General features: G+C 47.5%; 12 protein-coding genes and 3 tRNA genes. 8 read left to right on the top strand and 7 right to left on the bottom strand.

Annotated features, from left to right (window positions below; genetic code table 11):
• The first annotated feature begins 131 nt into the window (after nucleotides 1-131).
• Genes AMD24_RS02740 through lipB form a run of 3 tightly spaced genes read left to right on the top strand, consistent with a single transcriptional unit; the run spans nucleotide 132 to nucleotide 2,282 of the window.
• Complete coding sequence (locus tag AMD24_RS02740) at nucleotides 132-1,130, top strand: glycosyltransferase family 9 protein (protein ID WP_148565184.1); 999 nt, start codon at nucleotides 132-134, stop codon at nucleotides 1,128-1,130.
• Nucleotides 1,131-1,132: 2 nt separating this feature from the next.
• A complete protein-coding gene (gene ruvC / locus AMD24_RS02735) occupies nucleotides 1,133-1,636 on the top strand; it encodes a crossover junction endodeoxyribonuclease RuvC (RefSeq protein ID WP_062100557.1) in 504 nt (167 codons plus the stop codon).
• Between the two features lie 7 nt (nucleotides 1,637-1,643).
• Nucleotides 1,644-2,282, top strand: a complete 639-nt coding sequence (gene lipB, locus AMD24_RS02730) for a lipoyl(octanoyl) transferase LipB (RefSeq protein WP_062100556.1) — start codon at nucleotides 1,644-1,646, stop codon at nucleotides 2,280-2,282.
• Here the strand turns inward: lipB and AMD24_RS02725 are convergent.
• The 5 genes from AMD24_RS02725 to AMD24_RS02705 all read right to left on the bottom strand — a co-directional run bounded on the left by AMD24_RS02725 (nucleotide 2,230) and on the right by AMD24_RS02705 (nucleotide 11,960).
• Entirely contained in the window at nucleotides 2,230-5,382 is a 3,153-nt protein-coding gene (locus AMD24_RS02725) for an efflux RND transporter permease subunit (RefSeq protein WP_062100555.1), read from the bottom strand. The genes lipB and AMD24_RS02725 overlap by 53 nt on opposite strands.
• Nucleotides 5,379-8,516: an efflux RND transporter permease subunit gene (locus AMD24_RS02720; protein WP_062100554.1), complete on the bottom strand. Its 3,138-nt coding sequence runs from the start codon at nucleotides 8,514-8,516 to the stop codon at nucleotides 5,379-5,381. Before AMD24_RS02720 ends, AMD24_RS02725 begins: the two co-directional genes overlap by 4 nt.
• A 56-nt stretch (nucleotides 8,517-8,572) precedes the next feature.
• On the bottom strand, nucleotides 8,573-9,817 hold the full coding sequence (locus AMD24_RS02715; RefSeq protein WP_062100553.1) for an efflux RND transporter periplasmic adaptor subunit: 1,245 nt from the start codon (nucleotides 9,815-9,817) through the stop codon (nucleotides 8,573-8,575).
• 113 nt (nucleotides 9,818-9,930) lie between these two features.
• A complete protein-coding gene (locus tag AMD24_RS02710; protein ID WP_062100552.1) occupies nucleotides 9,931-10,494 on the bottom strand; it encodes an anthranilate synthase component II in 564 nt (187 codons plus the stop codon).
• Nucleotides 10,491-11,960 (bottom strand): anthranilate synthase component I family protein, encoded by a 1,470-nt coding sequence (locus tag AMD24_RS02705; RefSeq protein WP_235503173.1) that lies wholly within the window; start codon nucleotides 11,958-11,960, stop codon nucleotides 10,491-10,493. The genes AMD24_RS02710 and AMD24_RS02705 overlap by 4 nt, the downstream gene beginning before the upstream one ends.
• A gap of 574 nt (nucleotides 11,961-12,534) precedes the next feature.
• On the opposite strand from AMD24_RS02705, the gene AMD24_RS02700 reads away from it, so the two are divergent.
• Nucleotides 12,535-12,620, top strand: a tRNA-Leu gene (locus tag AMD24_RS02700).
• Nucleotides 12,621-12,711: 91 nt separating this feature from the next.
• On the opposite strand, the gene AMD24_RS02695 is transcribed toward AMD24_RS02700, so the two are convergent.
• Nucleotides 12,712-12,798 (bottom strand) — tRNA-Ser (locus tag AMD24_RS02695).
• Nucleotides 12,799-12,941: 143 nt separating this feature from the next.
• Here AMD24_RS02695 and fabD point away from each other — a divergent pair.
• The 4 genes from fabD (at nucleotide 12,942) to AMD24_RS02675 (ending at nucleotide 15,987) form a co-directional block, all read left to right on the top strand.
• Nucleotides 12,942-13,880: an ACP S-malonyltransferase gene (fabD, locus tag AMD24_RS02690; RefSeq protein ID WP_062100550.1), complete on the top strand. Its 939-nt coding sequence runs from the start codon at nucleotides 12,942-12,944 to the stop codon at nucleotides 13,878-13,880.
• Between the two features lie 288 nt (nucleotides 13,881-14,168).
• Nucleotides 14,169-14,243: transfer RNA gene (locus AMD24_RS02685), tRNA-Asn, on the top strand.
• Nucleotides 14,244-14,368: 125 nt separating this feature from the next.
• Complete coding sequence (locus AMD24_RS02680) at nucleotides 14,369-15,064, top strand: ubiquinone/menaquinone biosynthesis methyltransferase (protein ID WP_256379090.1); 696 nt, start codon at nucleotides 14,369-14,371, stop codon at nucleotides 15,062-15,064.
• Nucleotides 15,065-15,306: 242 nt separating this feature from the next.
• Nucleotides 15,307-15,987: a M23 family metallopeptidase gene (locus AMD24_RS02675; protein ID WP_062100549.1), complete on the top strand. Its 681-nt coding sequence runs from the start codon at nucleotides 15,307-15,309 to the stop codon at nucleotides 15,985-15,987.
• Nucleotides 15,988-16,011: 24 nt separating this feature from the next.
• Here the strand turns inward: AMD24_RS02675 and cimA are convergent, their stop codons facing one another.
• Nucleotides 16,012-17,604 carry a citramalate synthase gene (cimA, locus tag AMD24_RS02670; RefSeq protein ID WP_062100548.1) on the bottom strand — a complete coding sequence of 531 codons (1,593 nt, stop codon included), beginning with the start codon at nucleotides 17,602-17,604 and terminating at the stop codon, nucleotides 16,012-16,014.
• Between the last annotated feature and the right edge of the window lie 20 nt (nucleotides 17,605-17,624).

The following is a 17,624-nucleotide window of genomic DNA, read 5'->3' as shown; positions in this document are numbered from 1 at the left end:
GTGTCTCTCTTTTCTGGGTGTGCTACTACTCATCATTCTCTCCCTGCTAGGAGCTTAAAAGAGGAGAGTCTGATTCCTTGGAACCGCCCCGCAGATTGGGAGGAGGTCAGTATGCCTCTAGAACATCCAGGGTGAAGCGAAGTAAATGGGAGCCGTCCATAAATCGAATTACTGCAAACATCCTTCTTAGCATGAGCACTTTGGTGATTCGTGGGGGTGCAATTGGAGACTTTGTTCTTACATTACCAGCGATCCGGCTGCTTCGAGTAGCGTTTCCAGAAGCAGCAGTGGATATTCTAGGTTGTTATCCTGCCGTCCAGCTCGCTGAGAGGCGATATTACGCGCGGGCAACGCGCAACTTAAACAGCGCTTTGTGGGCGAGCCTTTTCACTCCACAAGCACAGCTAAATAAGGAACTCTACGGATATTTTTCTGGATTTCAGAGAGTTATTAACTACATTCACGGTCCTTGGTTTTCCAGAAATCTTCTTCGTATCGGAGTGCAGTGCCTCATCCAGGGATCTTCAAAAATCAACGATGAAACACATGCTGCCTATCAGCTAGCACGGCCGTTTAAAAAGCTGTCTCTCTTCCTAGAGGACCCAGCCGCTCAGATTTTTTTATCTGATCAGGACCAACAAAATGCTCTGCATGCACTCAAGAATGCAGGATGTAAAGCACCTTTTTTTGCGATGCACCCAGGTAGTGGTGGAATACATAAGAATTGGCCACTCGTCCGCTGGAAAAAACTTTTTTTGTGGGTTCTTCAAAAATTTCCCGATTATAACTTGGTATGTGTCGGCGGAGAAGCTGATGAGTTGGCACTTAAGTATTTCTCTCGTCAAATTTGCTCTCCGCGTCTTCGCTTTTTCGATAGCCTCCCTCTTCCTATCCTTGCTGGACTGCTTTCCCAGGCTCGCGTCTTCGTCGGGCAGGACAGTGGGGTCTCCCACATAGCCGCCGCAACCGGTATTCACTGTATTCTTCTCTACGGTCCTACGAACCCACGCGTGTGGGCACCCGCAAATGTTCTTGTATCAGTTGTATCCTGTACCACTCCTTCTATGGCGGATCTCCACTTTGAGGTAGTGCAACATGCCTTCCAGTCTCTCATACATCGAATAGAATAAGCATGGAGACAATTTTGGCTGTAGATCCCTCTTTGCGGAGTACAGGTTATGCAATCTTATGTAGAGATACAAAAGTCCGTTGCCTGCGGTTTGGAACTATTCGCAGCACTGCAGCGCTTTGTCTTTCTAGATGTCTCCTTTCTATTCACCAAAACATCGCGCAGCTCATTATGGAATATTCTCCTGTCTCCCTTGCTGTAGAAGCAATTATTTTTGTGCAAAATCACCGTACTGCTATCAACATGGGTGGTGTTCATGGAGCCGTACTCCTTTCCGCTGCAGAACAAGGGCTTCCCGTCCATGAGTATGCACCTAGGAAAGTAAAACAGGCAGTTGTTGGATACGGAACTGCAGAAAAATATCAAGTAGCCTTTATGGTAAGATCTATACTGGGGCTTGCGGAGACTCCCCCCAAAGACGTTGCTGACGCTATGGCTGTTGGCCTCTGCCATTTTCAAGCCAACTCCGCGGCTCTTTTCATTGGACAGCCCAGTCCCCTTGTCTGAGTAAGGGGTGGACACACCAACCGCAGAATGGCTCGGCAGAGTCCCCTACAGGGAAAGCTTGTTCTTCCAGAAATATTGGGTCGAAAAGGCCTGTTCCTGTGGAGAGGAAAGGCTGCTATTTCTCGAGCACGAACCGGTCTTCACTATCGGAAAAACACGGGACAAATCAAGTCTTTTAGACCCAGACCATCTCCCATTCCCTCTCCACTATATCAATCGAGGTGGACAGGCCACCTATCATGGTCCTGGTCAACTTGTTTGCTATCCTATCCTCAACCTAGCTTCTAGGGGGCGTGATCTCCACAGATACCTCCATTTCCTAGAAGGAGTACTAATTGAGCTCCTAAGAGAATACGGATTGAGCGGCGAGCGTAAGAAAGGTTTCACTGGTGTCTGGATAGAAAACCGGAAGATTGCTTCCATCGGTATTGGAGTGCGACAATGGATTTCCATGCATGGGTTCGCACTCAATGTGACCAAAGGACTAACTGGATTTTCATCTATTGTCCCCTGTGGAATTTCTGGAGTCGTTATGACCTCTCTCTCTCAAGAAACTGGACTAGAAATAGATATATATGAGGTTGTAGAAGTCGCTAAAGCTGCTTTTCTCGGCCTTTTGGGAAACCTGCCAGATGGGCAATTTTAGTGGATAAAGGCCCCCGTTGCCATTGAAGAAAAGAACACTGAGCTCTAGTAACTGTTCCCTTTAGATGTTCAAGGGTCAGATAAATCACGGGCGTTGTAAAAAGTGTTAGCACTTGCGATGCTAACACTCCTCCTATGATGGTGACCCCGAGCGGCTGACGTAATTCAGCTCCGTTTCCTCTTCCTATTGCAAGTGGTAAAGCTCCAAGCAATGCCGTTATATTTGTCATGAGAATGGGGCGAAATCGTACGATAGCAGCCTGATAAATCGCGTCATGTGCACTAAGGCCTCGTCTTCTCTGGGATTCAATAGCAAAATCAACCATGATAATGGCATTCCTTTTCATAATCCCAACTAGTAAGATTATGCCAATCATTGCCATGATGCTAAGCTCTATCCCTGTTAGGAGCAGGGCAAGGAGGGCCCCAATGCTGGCTATGGGCAGCGTAGAAAGAATGGTTAAAGGATGGAGTAAACTTTCATATAGTACTCCCAGGACGATGTAAACTGCCGCAATGGCAGCCAAAACGAGTAGAGGTTGGGACAAGGAAGTCTTTTTGAGGAGTTTCGCGTTTCCTACAAATTCTCCTCTGATGGAGGCAGGGATATGGAGCTCACTACATGCCTTCTCTACTATTGCTATGGCTTTACCTAGTGCAACTCCTTCCTTCAGGTTAAAGGAAAGTATCACTGCTGCAGACTGATCTTCATGATTGACCGAAAGCAGGGACTTTTCCTTTTCAAAGGAGGCTATTGTGCCCAAGGGCACTAAGTTTCCAGAGGAAGATTTGATGTGAATTTTATTAAGAGAATTCGGGTTGCTAGAAAATTCTGGACCAGCCTCTAAAATCACGTTGGACTGATTAATGCTGGAATATACAGTGGACACTTGCTGTTGACCGAATGCACAGCGTAGTGCAGCACTGATCTGCTCAGACTGAATGCCCAATTGCCCAGCAAGACTATGATCTATGCGAACCCGCATTTGCATACCGTCGAGCTCTTGGTTACTTTCTACATCAACCAGTTTTGGATGCTCGCGTAATTTTTTGAGCAAACGGGGTGCCCACTCCAATAAGGTTGAAAAGTTATCCGAACGCAAGGCATACTGGTGCTGGGCCATGCCGATGCGGCCGCCCGTGCGAAGCTCCTGTGCTGGAAAAAGATGGAGTGCCATTCCCGGGAGTGCAACCAGCTTTGGTCGGAGGCGACGGATGACCTTTTCCACATTCACCTTGCGTTCTGAAAGAGGCTTAAGAGAAACGTAGAGATAACTACTGCCTGGAGAACCATCTCCCCTATGTATGATGGATAGTACGCTTTCTATTGCTGGATCAGCCAAAATAATTTCTGCTAGCCGCTGCTGTTTAGATTGGAGAGCTAGATAGGACAAGTTCTTGGAACTTGCTGTTACACCAAACATTAAGCCTATATCTTGTTGTGGAAAAAAGCCCTTAGGAAGTATTTTATAGAGGATTAGGCTACCTACTAGGGTGATCAAGAGAACCACATGGATGAATTTCTTATGCTGTAGAGCCAATATTAATCCTGCTTGATAGCAAGCCACTGTTTTTGAAAATGAGGATTCCATCCACACGGTGAAAGTGTTGTGTAGGCGGAGAGTTTTCTCATATAAGCATTGGGCACAGAAAGTAGGTATGAGAATTAAAGAAACAATGCTTGAGATAAGAATTATCATACTCAAGCTAATAGAAAACTCTTGGAAAATCCGTCCTGCTATCCCTCCCATGAATAGAATTGGTATCAATGCGGATACTGTTGAAAGGGCCATCGATATCACCGTAAATCCTATCTGCCTTGTGCTACGCAAGGCAGCCTCCATAGGAGCGTGTCCCTCTTCTATGTGGTGTACAATGTTCTCTGTGAGAATTATGGCATCATCTATTAGAAATCCCACTGAAATAGTTAACGCCATTAAGGAAATACTATTAAGGCTAAAGCCATAGAGTGCCATAATTCCGAAAGTAACTGCGAGAGAAAGGCATATTGCAACCCCCGCTATGAGAGTGGGCATCCATCGCTGGAGAAACAGAAATATCACGACAAGAACGAGAGCAACGGTTAGAGCTAGTGTCCATTGAAGATTGTGAAGAGACTCATGAATGGTCTGCGTGCGATCTATAACCACATCCAGATGTACCCCAGAGGGTAGCCAGGAACGGAGAGAAGGTAGCATCCTGTGAAGTTCCTTAATTATGCAAATGGCATTTGCATTCGGATCCTTAAATATGGGGAGGATCACGGCACGTTTGCCATTAAGCCATCCTCCATGTTGTTTATTTTCCTCTGCATCAATGATGCGAGCTACTGAGGAAAGCATGACTGGAATCTCGTTTCTTTGGTCGATCACTAGTGATCGGTATTCCAATGCATTAGGCAGTTGATCATTAGTGCGGAGTCCATAGAATTGGCCACCGGTTGCTAGAAACCCTTGCGGGGTGAAAGAGTTAGTATGAGAAAGAAAGTCCTGTAGCTCATTTAGACCCATACCCATATTGGCAAGCAGAGCTGGATGCGCTTGTACGCGGATGGCAGTTCGTGCTCCTCCGTAAACCGGAACCCGACCAATCCCAATAATCTGACTTAAGCGTCGCGCTACGATGTCTTCTGCTAGTTCATATACCTGAGCAATCGGCAACGCATCGGAGGTCATAGCAAGTACTCCTATAGGGGTACCTGCAAGGTTTATTTTGTGATACGTGGGTGGTGTTGTGCCGATAGGCAAGTCACTTTTTGCTGCCTGAATGGCTGCCTGAACATCCTTTGCAGCACCATCGATGCTCCTATTCAAGTCGAACTGGAGGGTAATAAAAGAACTACCCAAAGTGTTAGAAGAAGTCATTCTCTGCAGCCCTGTAATCTGTCCTAGGCGTTTTTCTAGAGGAGCTGCTAGGGACAAAGCAACCGTTTCAGGGCTAGCCCCCGGCAGGGAAGTAGAGATGCTAATAGTTGGGAGATCTACATTGGGTAATGGGGAAATTGGTAAAAAAAGGTACGCTGACATACCCCAGAGAAGCATTCCTGCTACTAGTAGGGAGACGCCTCTGGGATGTTCAATAAAGAACTTCGCGATACTCATATTGCCGCAGGGGCACTACTAGCAGTTACTCTCTTTCTCCACCGCTTTATACATTGCTCTAACCTATCAAGGTAGAGATACACCACCGGTGTAGTGTAGAGAGTAATAAGCTGAGAAAGTAACAATCCGCCAATAACTGCTACCCCTAGCGGCCTGCGCAACTCAGATCCTAGCCCAGACCCTAAAGCCATTGGAACGGCTCCTAACAACGCGGTAGCTGTCGTCATCATAATGGGCCGGAATCGTAAGAGGGATGCCTGATAAATTGCATCTCTTGCCGAAAGGTGTTCCTCGCGCCTTGCATCCAGAGCAAAATCAACCATCATAATTGCATTCTTTTTCACAATACCGATTAGGAGAAAAACACCGACAAGGGCAACTAGAGAAAGTTCCAGTCTACAGAGCAGAAGAGCGAGTATAGCTCCTATTCCGGCGCTGGGCAGAGTGGATAAAATGGTAATGGGGTGGAAGTAGCTCTCATAGAGTATTCCCAGAACGATATAAACTGTCACGAGGGCCGAGAGAATAAGGAAGAATTCCTTTTTGAGGGCGAAGTGGAATTCTGCGACACTGCCTACAAAATGAGTTTGAATGCTTTTTGGCATGCCGATAGATACTCCCACGCGCTCAACAGAATGTATGGCCTCGCCAAGAGAAAATCTGGGATGTAGATTGAAGGAAATTGTCGCTGACGGAAATTGCCCATAATGAGAAATTATCAGCGGAGCCGGCTGAACGTTTGCTCGCGCTAGAGATCCTATGGGAACTAGGCTACCACCCATGGTAGGGTTTACGTAGAGTTTCTCTAAGGAACGCGGTGAGTTTCTAAAACCTTTCTCATTTTCCATGACGATGCGGTACTGGTTAAGGTCGGTATAGATTACTGATATCTGGCGTTGTCCAAACGCGTCATAAAGCGTATCGCCAATAGTCTGGATAGGGATATTGAGCCGAGAGGCAGTTGTGCGGTCGATCGCAATACGGAGCTGGAGTCCGTGATGTTGTTGATCGGTAGCTACATCGGTAAGGCTAGGTTCGGCTTTTAACTTATCGAGCAGTTTTGGCACCCATTCTTGAAGGGTGGTAGAGTGTACATCTTCCAGTGTGTATTGAAACTGCGTACGGCTGATATGCGTATCTATCTGTAAATCCTGCACCGCCTGTAGGTGTAGGCGGATGCTTGGCACTCGTTGGGCAGTCTTTGAGAGGCGAAGTATGATTTCCTGCGCGCTTGCACGATCTTTACGAGGTTTCAGTACGATATAAAATCTCCCCATATTTTGGGTGGGATTAACTGTACTAGTGCCGACAAAAGCCGCTACCCTCAACACGTCCGGATCCTGGGAGAGGTGTTGTGAGATTTGCCTCTGTAACCTCACCATCCTGCTGAAGGAAACGTCCTGAGAGGCATCTGTTACACCAATCAATAACCCAGTATCCTGAAGTGGTAAAAATCCCTTTGGAATTAACGAGAACAAGATTACTGTAGCGAAGGTGGTGACCGCTGTAACCAGAAGGGTTATTCGTTGGCGTTCTAATATCCAGTTTAGGGAATGACGATAGAACTGGAGAAGCCTGCTGAAAAAAAAGTCGAAGCAATGCTGGGCCCTGGATACTCCTTTCTTCGAGTACACATCTGGTGCACCCAGCATCCTGGAACACATTGTAGGGGTCAGAGTCAGAGATATCAGAGCAGAAATTGCAATGGCACAACTCAGCGTAATGGCGAATTCCCTGAAGAGGCGCCCAACTATTCCAGGCATGAGCAATAAGGGAATAAACACTGCTATGAGTGAGATGCTAAGCGAAATAACGGTAAAGCCAATTTGTCGAGTCCCTTTTAAAGTGGCCGTTATCGGCGGCTCCCCCTGTTCTATGTAGCGGACAATATTCTCAATCACCACAATAGCATCGTCTACTACAAATCCGGCAGAGATGGTCAGTGCCATCAGAGAAAGGTTGTCCAAACTGAACCCAGCAAAATAGAGAAAGACGAGGGTACCTAACATAGAAATTGGCAGAGTTACGGTCGGAATGAGCGTAAGACCCACTTTTCTTAGAAAGAGTGACAACACCAGTATAACCAAAGATACTGTCAGCAAGAGGGTAAATTGTACGTCCTGCATAGATGCTCGAATTGTTTCAGTACGGTCTGAAAAAACAGAAAGATGTACTCCCGGCGGCAAAGAACGAGTAATCTGTGGAAGAATAGATTTGACCCGGTCGGCTGTGCGGATAATATTGGCGCCCGGCTGCCTTTGGATGTCTAGGAGGACAGCCCGTTGGTATGGCCGCTGGGAGTTAGCAATCCAGGCCTGCGTCAATGAATTTTCGACCCCATCTTCTATCGCTGCCACATCCTGTAAACATACGGACGCTCCACCCTGATGGGATAGAAGCAAAGGGGCAAGCTCACTAGCGTTTCGAATTTGGTCATTAGCCCCTATAGTCAATGACTGCCGGGCTCCTTCAAGGCTTCCCTTGGGGGAGTTAGTGTTGGCACGTGTAATTATCTTGCGTACATCCTCTAGACTGATTCCCCTTGCAGCAAGAGCGGACGGGTTCAATTGGACTCGTACAGCCGGTTTCTGGTTGCCTTGAATAGTTATTAATCCGACTCCAGAGATTTCGCTGAGTCTTTGTGCCAGAATAGAATCTGCATAGTCATTAACTTTCGCCAATGGCAAATTATCTGAGGTAATGGCGAGAGTCAGAATGGGCATGTCTGCTGGGTTTACTTTATTATAGATGGGGGGACTCGGCATATCCTTGGGTAGGACGCCACCAGCTGCACTAATAGCTGTCTGCACATCTTGAGCAGACTGGTCCATATTCTTTCCTAAGACAAACTGCAGTGTAATTACTGAAGTGCCCATGGAGCTAGTAGATCCCATGGAGGCCACTCCACTAATCTGCCCTAACCTCTTTTCTAAGGGAGCCGTTACCAATGATGCCATTGCTTGGGCATCTGCTCCAGGATATCTGGATGTCACCTGAATTGTCGGGAAATCTACCGATGGCAATGCAGAGACCGGAAGCAACCGATAACTGATCAAGCCTGCGAGGGAAATAGCCATCATGAGCAAGGAAGTAGCGATAGGGCGTTTAATAAACGGCTCTGAAATATTTTTCATAAAGTTCAAAAGCACCTACAACGGCATATCTTCCCAATTCCTTCCCTTAAAACCGTTTAGGGAGGGTTACAGAACCCTCTCCTCTGAAGAATGGTAGTTGCAACTGGAGAATTATGTCGAAGGCGGTACTGCCCTTCTACAACCACATTTTCCCCCGCACTGAGGCCCGACTGAACTAATGTATACCCAGACTCTGCAGGTCCAGTAACTACTGAACGCATCACTGCTCTTTTTTCCTGTCCTACCACGTATACATGCGAGCTGCCGTTGGGACCTAGCTGTATGGCCTCCGTTGGGATGACTATCGAGTTTGGGAGTGTTCTTAGTAAGAAACGAACATTTACGAACTGGCCAGGCCAGAGTGGGGAGTTTGTATTTTTACAAGTTGCCCTCAACTGAAAAGTGGCGGTAGCTGGATTAATTTGATTGTCAAGAACTTCCAGTACACCTTTGTTCAAGACGGTTTGGTTATTTTGATCCAGTACAAAAACCTGTAACTTCTTTCCCTGCATGAGTGGTTGGAGGACTTGTCCCAGGTGGCGTTGTGGAAGTGCAAAGGAGACATAAATCGGCGAAATTTGATTGATGATTACAATAGTGCTGCCGTCTGTAACAAGGTTTCCGGCGTCTACCTTACGGATGCCAGCTTGCCCGGCAATAGGAGCGATGACTTTGGTCCACTCAAGCTGGATCTTTTGATTTTCCAGATGAGCCTCGTCCGCTTGTACTGCTGCTTCCAACTGCGCTACTAGGAGTTTTTGCATATCATAGGAGTGCTGATCGAGAACTGCTTTTTCCAAAAGTTGTTGTTGGCGTATAAGAGTAATACGTGCACTTTCCAGTTGAGCTTGGGTTTGGAGCTTCTTAGCAAGAGCCTGGTTATATCTGGTTTGATAAAGATGTGGGTTAATGATGGCCACTACATCGCCCTCCTTGACCGCTTGCCCTTCTTGAAAGCAGATCTCTCGGATCTGTCCAGAAACACGTGCCTTAACCTGTACTGAGCGATAGGCTTGAACGGTTCCCAGTCCATCAAGGTAAATCGGAAAATTCTCCATCTCAGCAGTTACCACCATGACTGGGATAACTTCCTCTTTGATAAGAGGAGGGAAAGTCTGGTGACGATAAGCCACCATTTTCCATATGGCTATGGTTCCTAACAGGAACAGTAGTAAAAAAAGCGCCTTTCTTTTTTCCCAGAAGAGCCTACTAAAAACAGAAAATGAAGGAGCTCTTTTCCCTAGAAGTGCATCTTCAGCCGAATCCCTATTAAGACTTTCCTTCTCAGGTGAGTCTGGCATGTGAAAGGAGAGAGAGGTACATAAAAATACTAAGGGGGCTTTAGGCGAATATTGCCACGGAAGGTCAGCGGACCACACCTATAAAATCCTCCCTCCCTCTTGTCATTCTGGGATTACAGCCGTAGGAAGTTTCGCAAAAGGGCTTTTCCGTTTTCTGTTAGAATGGATTCTGGATGAAATTGTACCCCATAGAGAGGAAGTTCTACATGTTGGATTCCCATAATTTCCTTCTCTGCAGTTTCTGCTGTGACTCCCAAACAATCAGGGAGAGATTCTCGTCGAAGCAAGAGAGAGTGATATCGGGTGGCCTGAAAAGGATTAGAAAGACCTATAAAAATGCCTCTACCCTTGTGGTAAATTGAGGAGGTCTTACCGTGCATGAGGTGCTTGGCACGAACAATCTCAGCTCCAAAAACTGCGCCTATGCACTGATGTCCCAGGCAGACCCCCAAGATAGGGAGGTGGTTCCCAAAATGGCGAATTATCTCCCCACTGACGCCTGCCTCTCGGGGTGTACACGGACCAGGTGAAATACAGATGCGATCCGGGCGGAGGATTTCTACCTCAGAGAGGTCTACTTTGTCGTTTCGCCGCACAACTACGCGAGCCCCCAACTCACCGAAGTATTGTACAAGGTTGTAGGTAAAGGAGTCGTAATTGTCGATGACAAGAATCATGTGGGGACGGCCTTGGCAATCTCTAGTGCCCGAAAGGAAGCCATGGCCTTATTCACAGTTTCCTGGTACTCACCTTCTGAGGTGGAGTCAGCTACTATCCCCCCCCCTGCCTGTACATACGCCTTTCCACCCTTCAGGAGAGTGGTCCGCAGGGTAATGCAGGAATTCAGACTCCCATCGTAGCCAAAGCGTCCCACAATCCCAGCATATGTACAACGTTTACTTATCTCCAACTCATTAATAATCTGCATAGCCCGCACTTTTGGGGAGCCGGAGACTGTACCAGCAGGAAACGTAGCTCGGACGACGTCAAAGGCGGAACTACCTCCTATTAACCTTCCTTCAACATGAGAAACAATATGCATAACATGGCTATAGTGCTCTGTCGTCATGAAATCAGTAACTTGTATTGAGCCAAATACCGCAATACGCCCCATATCACTGCGTGCCAGATCCACTAGCATGAGGTGTTCTGCACACTCCTTAGCATCTGAAAGCAAGTCTTTCTCCAGCACTGCTGCTTCCTCTCTACTTTGACCGCTTCGGCGTGTTCCAGCAATTGGACGGATCTCAACCTTCCCCTTTCTTACCCGTACGTGTACTTCTGGAGAGCTGCCTACGAGTGAAAAACCCCCGGGAAATCGTAGACAGAACAGATAGGGCGACGGGTTAATAAACCGCAGAGCGCGGTATACCTCTAGAGGATCTCCGCTGTAGGAACACTCGAACCGTTGAGAAAGTACTACTTGAAATACATCTCCAGAGTGAATCCATGCTTTTGCACGCTCTACCATGCTATGGTAGCGTTCACGGCTGGTATTGGACCGTGGGAGCGTGGAAGAGGATACGTTGGCTGGAGATAGGGGTATAAACTGTACAGGTTGGGAGAGCTGCCCTACAACGGAACGAATTCTTTTTACTGCCACATCAAATACTTGGCCAGCTGGGGATTTCCCTGTTAAGGCGCTGACGACCACCTTAAGACGATGAAGGTGATGGTCAAAGATAAGAACTGTCTTCGGAACAAGAAAAAACATATCAGGCAATCCCAATTCGTCGTTAGATGGAAGAGGGATGGTGGGTTCAAACCAACGGACGGTGTCGTAAGCAAGATAGCCAATGGCTCCTCCCCAGAATGGGGAAAGATCTTCCTGAGCAGGAGAGCGATGTTGGATCATAAATTTCTCCACTTCACTCAGTGGATCTCGTACATCTAAGAGCGTTGTACAGCTTCCGCCCTGCGTCACTTGAACTCTGTTCCCCTCTGCGGAGAACGTGGCGTGTGCGCCTAAGGCAATAATCGAATAGCGTCCTGCTAGATTATGTCCTTCTGCAAACTCCAACAAAAAAAGAACTTCCTCACCAAAGAGCTTGCGGTACGCGGAAATCGGCGTTTCATGGTCTGCTGTTAGTTCTGTCCAGATCGGGACAACAGGGGGGAGGTCCCCGCCGGAAGCAGAGGCCAAGAACTCTTCCTTACCAGGAAATAGCTGCAGCATTAAAAATGGGCATTAATGAATGAAACTCACAATCGATAGGTCGGCCTACTCCCTAGATCTTACCCACGACTACTAATCAGGAATCTGTCTCGAACTCAATCCTTAAAGTTCCCTAACAAATGGGAAATTTCCCGACTGTGCTGTATGTAGGCAAACGATCACTTTGCAAGATAGTTCTGCTTTTATTCCAATCTCCTAGATCGAGAATCGAAACGGATTAGCAGCTCTTTAGCCTTGGGTCTTTATCAAAAAAATCTGCTGCGACGTGTGGGACTAATTCGTGCGGGACAAGAGTGGATCTTCCTAAGGGAGAAAGAGCATCGCGCGATGCTTTATTTTACGGCCAGTGGCTAAGAGAATCGCCTCTACACTTCCATCTGAGAATAAAAATGATAAGAAGTTAGCTCGGCCTGACGGGAGGACGGGCTCGCTCATCCAGGCAGAAACATCCGAGACTTTCTAATTTCTACTTAGTTAGATAAGACAGATACGGAAGCAGTAGCGACCACAACAAAAGGCACACTGAAAACCACCTAATTGCGCCGGTGTGGCGGAATGGCAGACGCAAGGGACTTAAAATCCCTTATTCTATAAAGGAGTGTGCGGGTTCGAGTCCCGCCACCGGCAGCTTTATTCCCTCACGTAACGTCTTTTTTTCCTGCTCTCTTCCTTGCAAGCCATATTGAAATGCCCACTCATGCGGATCCCAGAAATGGTACGGAGGGAGTGGGATTCGAACCCACGAGGGTTTTCTCACCCCTCCGGCTTTCAAGGCCGGTGCATTCAACCACTCTGCCATCCCTCCTCCTGCTTGCAATTGTATCTGCAGGAACGGCACTCTGCACAACTTTTTCTCCTAGGAAGAACTCAGCGAAGAACTTTGACAGCTCAGAAGCCTTTCAGGACAATAGAGCCATCCGTAAGCCATAGAAACTCACCAGCCCATTCATGAAAGTCGGACTAATGTTTTCCGGACAAGGCGCCCAAACTGTTGGTATGGGAAAGGACATTTGTCAGGCATATCCCAGCGCCTCAACGTTATTCCAAAGGGCTGATCATCTCTTGGAATACCCTCTCTCAAGGATTACCTTTAAAGGTCCAGCTGAAGAATTAATGCGAACTACCGTTTGTCAGCCTGCTCTCTACGTTCATGGGTTAGCTATCTTAGCGGCAGTACAAAGCGCTATTCCTCATTTCCAATTTGCTGCTGTGGCAGGTCTGTCACTCGGTGAATTTACTGCTCATACAGCTGCAGGAACGTTCGATTTTGAAACGGGATTGAGGTTAGTCCTGCAGCGAGCTTGCTTCATGCAAGAAGCCTGTGAACAGATAAAGGGGGGAATGGCAGCAATAATTGGAGCCGAAGAGAAGGCCGTTCGAGACTTAGCTGCCATTGCAAATGTGGACATAGCTAACTTTAACTGTCCTGGTCAGATTATCATCTCCGGTGCAGAGCCAAGAATAGCTCTTGCAACTTCCTTGGCTAGAAAGTACGGCGCTCGTAAAGTGGTAGCGCTCCGTGTAGATGGAGCCTTTCATTCTCGTTTGATGGAGCCTGCTTACCAAGATCTTCAAGAGGAACTAAAACGCATTCCTATAGCCTCCCCTTCCATTCCAATAGTTTCTAATATGGATGCCAGTCCTATTCTTGACCCCAAAGCTATTCGTTCTGCGCTCGCCAAACAGATGGTAGCAAGTGTGCGCTGGACTCAATCAGTAGAATGTCTATTAGATCATCTGCAGTGCAGTCTTTTACTGGAACTAGGTCCCAGTGATGTGTTGGCTGGCCTTGCAAGACGTATCCGAAAGGGGGTATCTACGTTGAGCATTTATGATAGACCGACCCTACAGAAAGCATTAGAGGTCCTAGACCGCTCTCCTCGTTGAGGACAACCGTGAGACGGGTCGGTTGCGATAAACCTTCTCAGGGAGAAGGTACGCCCCACGCTACCAAATTCGAAGCCAGTAAAAAGGTCCCAGCACCCGGTGGTACACAGGAAGTAACGGTATCCCAGTGCACGCCTGTCCTTCTTCTCTATTCTAGAAGGTTTTCTCTACTTGGAACCAGCCACACACTAATTCATTCATCCAAGACCGTCCTGTTATGCAGGTATTCTAGAAAAAATTCTTGCTCAGAAGATCCCTTCAGGTTAGTGCTCGTTCTAGGTCTTCTGTTCCAGTGTAGCTCAGCGGTAGAGCGACCGGCTGTTAACCGGTTGGCCGTAGGTTCGAGTCCTACCACTGGAGCCAAAAAAGGTAGGCGTTCCTGTATGTGGGGAGCGATGTGAGGCAGGGCTGTTAGTGCAGGTTGTGTTGCACCTTTCAATGGGAGGTTCTAGCTTTCAGAAAGCCAGTGGTTTGGTTTCTTTTGGGGTGTGGTAAAGCAGGCTAAGTCTTCCTATCTTATTCGTGAGATGTTTTCCTCTATAGCGGGTCGCTACGACCTTGCTAACCATCTCTTGTGCTGTGGGCTGGACTGTGTTTGGCGAAAGTACGTGGCCAAAATGGTCAGGCGGTGGAATGCAAAATGCATTCTAGATCTGGCGACGGGCAGCGGTGCCCTCGCGAGGGTACTGCAAGAGACTTGCCCAAGCTCCAAAATAGTTGGAATGGATTTCTGTCATTCCATGTTGTTGCAAGCTAAGAGAAAAGGGATATACACGCTGGTGTGTGGAGATGCTACAGATATGCCGTTCTGCTCTGAAGCTTTTGACGTGATCACTGTAGCTTTTGGACTGCGTAACATGGGGAACTACTTAAAAGCTATTCAAGAAATGGCACGGGTCCTATCCTGTGGAGGAAGACTTTTCATTCTCGACTTCTCCATGCCAAAGGTAGCATGGGTGCGGGCTCTCTATCGGATTTATCTGCATCATCTTCTCCCTATACTTGCTGCATGGATCACCGGTAATAAGCAGGCCTATAAGTATCTAGGAGTGTCTATTGAACAGTTTCCCATGGATCAGTCTCTGCTGTACGTTCTAAAGAAAAATGGCTTCCGAGAAATACGGACTCAGTCGTTATGCCTTGGCATTGTGAGTCTTTACGTGGCACGAAAGAGCGCAGGATGATAACATGCTCCTATGCTCTTATCTAGACGGCAGATATGCGGGGAAATAGGGGGGCCCCGATAGAACCAGCTCACACGGAGAGGGATAGAGCTGTATAGAGCTATATAGATATAGTCAGAAAAGAATTACAGGAGGTGCTTGGTCTGCTTTTTTTCTGCTAGGTTTCCTTATAATGATCAGGCATCCTACACATCTCTTTAGACTTGAGCTGTGTTTACTTTACGCAGCTTCCCCAATCGCACATGCACATCATCCGCTTCATTTCTTACATGCACTTGGTCCTTCTTCTGACTACCCTTATCTTTTCCTCTTTACCTATCCAATCAAAGGAATTACTCCTCAGGGTTAAGGTCCCAACGGTCGATGGATTTGATTATCCTGTAGCCAGTCCAAACGCTATAGGGTACTGCAGGTCGCAGGGGTGGTCCAAGCGGCATCCGGGGGAGGACTGGGTTGGATTAAAAGGTTCGGGTGCATTGTTGGGTGCTCCAGTTTACGCAATAGGAACTGGTAGGGTAGTGTTCGCAAGAAATGCTTCTGGGGGGTGGGGAAACGTTGTTATCATCCGGCATGCATATCGTGAGAATGGCAAGCTCTACTTGATTGACTCTTTTTATGCCCATCTTCATCGGGTTCTAGTGCGGGAGAGGCAACTTGTTGCTAGAGGAGAGAAAGTAGGAGAGGTTGGAACCAATCGAGGTATGTACAGTCCGCACCTTCACTTCGAAATCCGCAAAAACTTATTAATTGGAACTTGTCGGCCCAGATATGCAAGGACTCTCGATAACTACCATATTCCGACGACCTTTATTGAGGAACATCGCAAACTTAAAAGACACGGACGATACGTTAAAATGTTAATGAGGCGTTTTACATTTCAGAATGCGCCGTCACTCCCCATTGACGAGTCCAAAACCTTCTAGAGAAGTGGTGGCCTCGCGGAGGGCTTACCCGGGAGTTATTTCTGGCCAACCGTTCGACAGTTTAAGGCTATAAAACTCCAAGCTGTCCACTAACGCTAGCCAGCTGGCTTCGATAATGTTGTCAGAGACCCCAACAGTACCCCAGGAATGATGCCCGTCTGTAGAAACAATTAATACCCTGGTTCTGGCGGCTGATCCACGCGAGCTATCCAAGATGCGTACTTTGTAGTCGGTAAGTTGTATCCGATCAACCCATCCGTAAAATGGTCGCAGGGCCTTTCGAAGAGCCTTGTCCAACACTTCTACAGGTCCCACTCCCTCGCCTATGGTGTGTTCAAGGGTAGCACTATTCCCCACAGAGAGTTTTATTGTCGCTCTGCAAGCTAGACGTAGTTGGGTTTGAGCACAGTGGAAGGAGCAAAGATATTCCTTTAGTTCAAAGAGAGGATAGCGCTGACCTAGGACATCACGTACCAAAAGTTCGAAAGAAGCATCAGCGGCCTCGAACTCATAGCCGTCTGCCTCCGCACTTTTAATGCGGAGGAGGACTTCTTTGATCGTCTGGGATTCCATATGTAGAGTGAGCCCAATCCTCTTTGCCTTAAGCAAAACATTACTTCTCCCAGAAAGCTCAGAAACTAGGACATTTTGCTCATTACCTACCGAAGAGGGCTTTATGTGCTCATAAGAGCGCGCTAGCTTTTGGACAGCGTTGACGTGCATGCCTCCCTTGTGGGCAAAGGCAGTAGCACCAATGAATGGCGCGCGGATGTTTGTAGGACAGTTTGCAAGTTCATCTACAAAAAGTGAAATATCCCGTAACTCAGAGAGGTTGTCCACCATAGGTAGTTTTAATTTCAGCTGCAAATTAGCAATGAGACTCGTCAGATTACAGTTCCCGGTCCGCTCTCCATAGCCGTTTATAGTCCCCTGCACGTGTACAGCGCCGGCACGTACAGCAGCAATAGAGTTCGCTACAGCCAATTCGCAGTCATTATGGGTGTGGATGCCTATACGTCCAGGGAAGAGCCTATTCACAGCACGAACCACTCCTTCAATTTCATGCGGCAGAGTTCCTCCATTTGTGTCGCAAAGGACCAGCGTATCGGCCTCACGAGCAGCTTCCAAAGTTCCCAATGCGTGCTCTGGGTCGTCCTTATAGCCGTCAAAAAAATGCTCTGCGTCGTAGACTACCTCACGATGAAGGTGCTTAAAATAAGCTACGGTATCCGAAATCATGGAACGGTTCTCTAAAGGAGTAGTTCCCAGCACTTCAGTAACGTGAAGTTTCCAACTCTTTCCAAAGAAAGTGACTACAGGTGTATTTGCATCGCGCAAGGTTTGTATTTGCAGATCTCGAGAAACAGCTGTGTTGGCACGGCGAGTGCTTCCAAAAGCTGCAATCTTTGCTCCCCACCAGGAACGACCCTGAGCCTCCTGAAAAAAACCCATATCTTTTACGTTGGAACCTGGCCATCCACCTTCGATAATATCTATCCCGAACCTGGCCAATCTCTCTGTGATCCGTAATTTATCCAGAAGACTAAATGAAATTCCCTGCCCTTGCACCCCATCCCGAAGAGTCGTATCGTAGAGGGTAACTTTCTTTCTGCGCATAACAAAAAAACCGAGCTGAG

The sequence above is a fragment of the Candidatus Xiphinematobacter sp. Idaho Grape genome, from assembly GCF_001318295.1.
Classification (GTDB): Bacteria; Verrucomicrobiota; Verrucomicrobiia; order Chthoniobacterales; family Xiphinematobacteraceae; genus Xiphinematobacter.
The sequence above is the reverse complement of the archived record's forward strand: the minus strand, read 5'-3'. Positions and strand labels throughout refer to the sequence as shown.

Coding starts and splice junctions, on each gene's coding strand:
- ruvC (WP_062100557.1), top strand. CDS start 1,133: ATGGAGACAATTTTGGCTGTAGATCCCTCTTTGCGGAGTACAGGTTAT.
- AMD24_RS02725 (WP_062100555.1), bottom strand. CDS start 5,382: ATGAGTATCGCGAAGTTCTTTATTGAACATCCCAGAGGCGTCTCCCTA.
- AMD24_RS02720 (WP_062100554.1), bottom strand. CDS start 8,516: ATGAAAAATATTTCAGAGCCGTTTATTAAACGCCCTATCGCTACTTCC.
- AMD24_RS02715 (WP_062100553.1), bottom strand. CDS start 9,817: ATGCCAGACTCACCTGAGAAGGAAAGTCTTAATAGGGATTCGGCTGAA.
- AMD24_RS02710 (WP_062100552.1), bottom strand. CDS start 10,494: ATGATTCTTGTCATCGACAATTACGACTCCTTTACCTACAACCTTGTA.
- fabD (WP_062100550.1), top strand. CDS start 12,942: ATGAAAGTCGGACTAATGTTTTCCGGACAAGGCGCCCAAACTGTTGGT.
- AMD24_RS02675 (WP_062100549.1), top strand. CDS start 15,307: ATGCACATCATCCGCTTCATTTCTTACATGCACTTGGTCCTTCTTCTG.
- cimA (WP_062100548.1), bottom strand. CDS start 17,604: ATGCGCAGAAAGAAAGTTACCCTCTACGATACGACTCTTCGGGATGGG.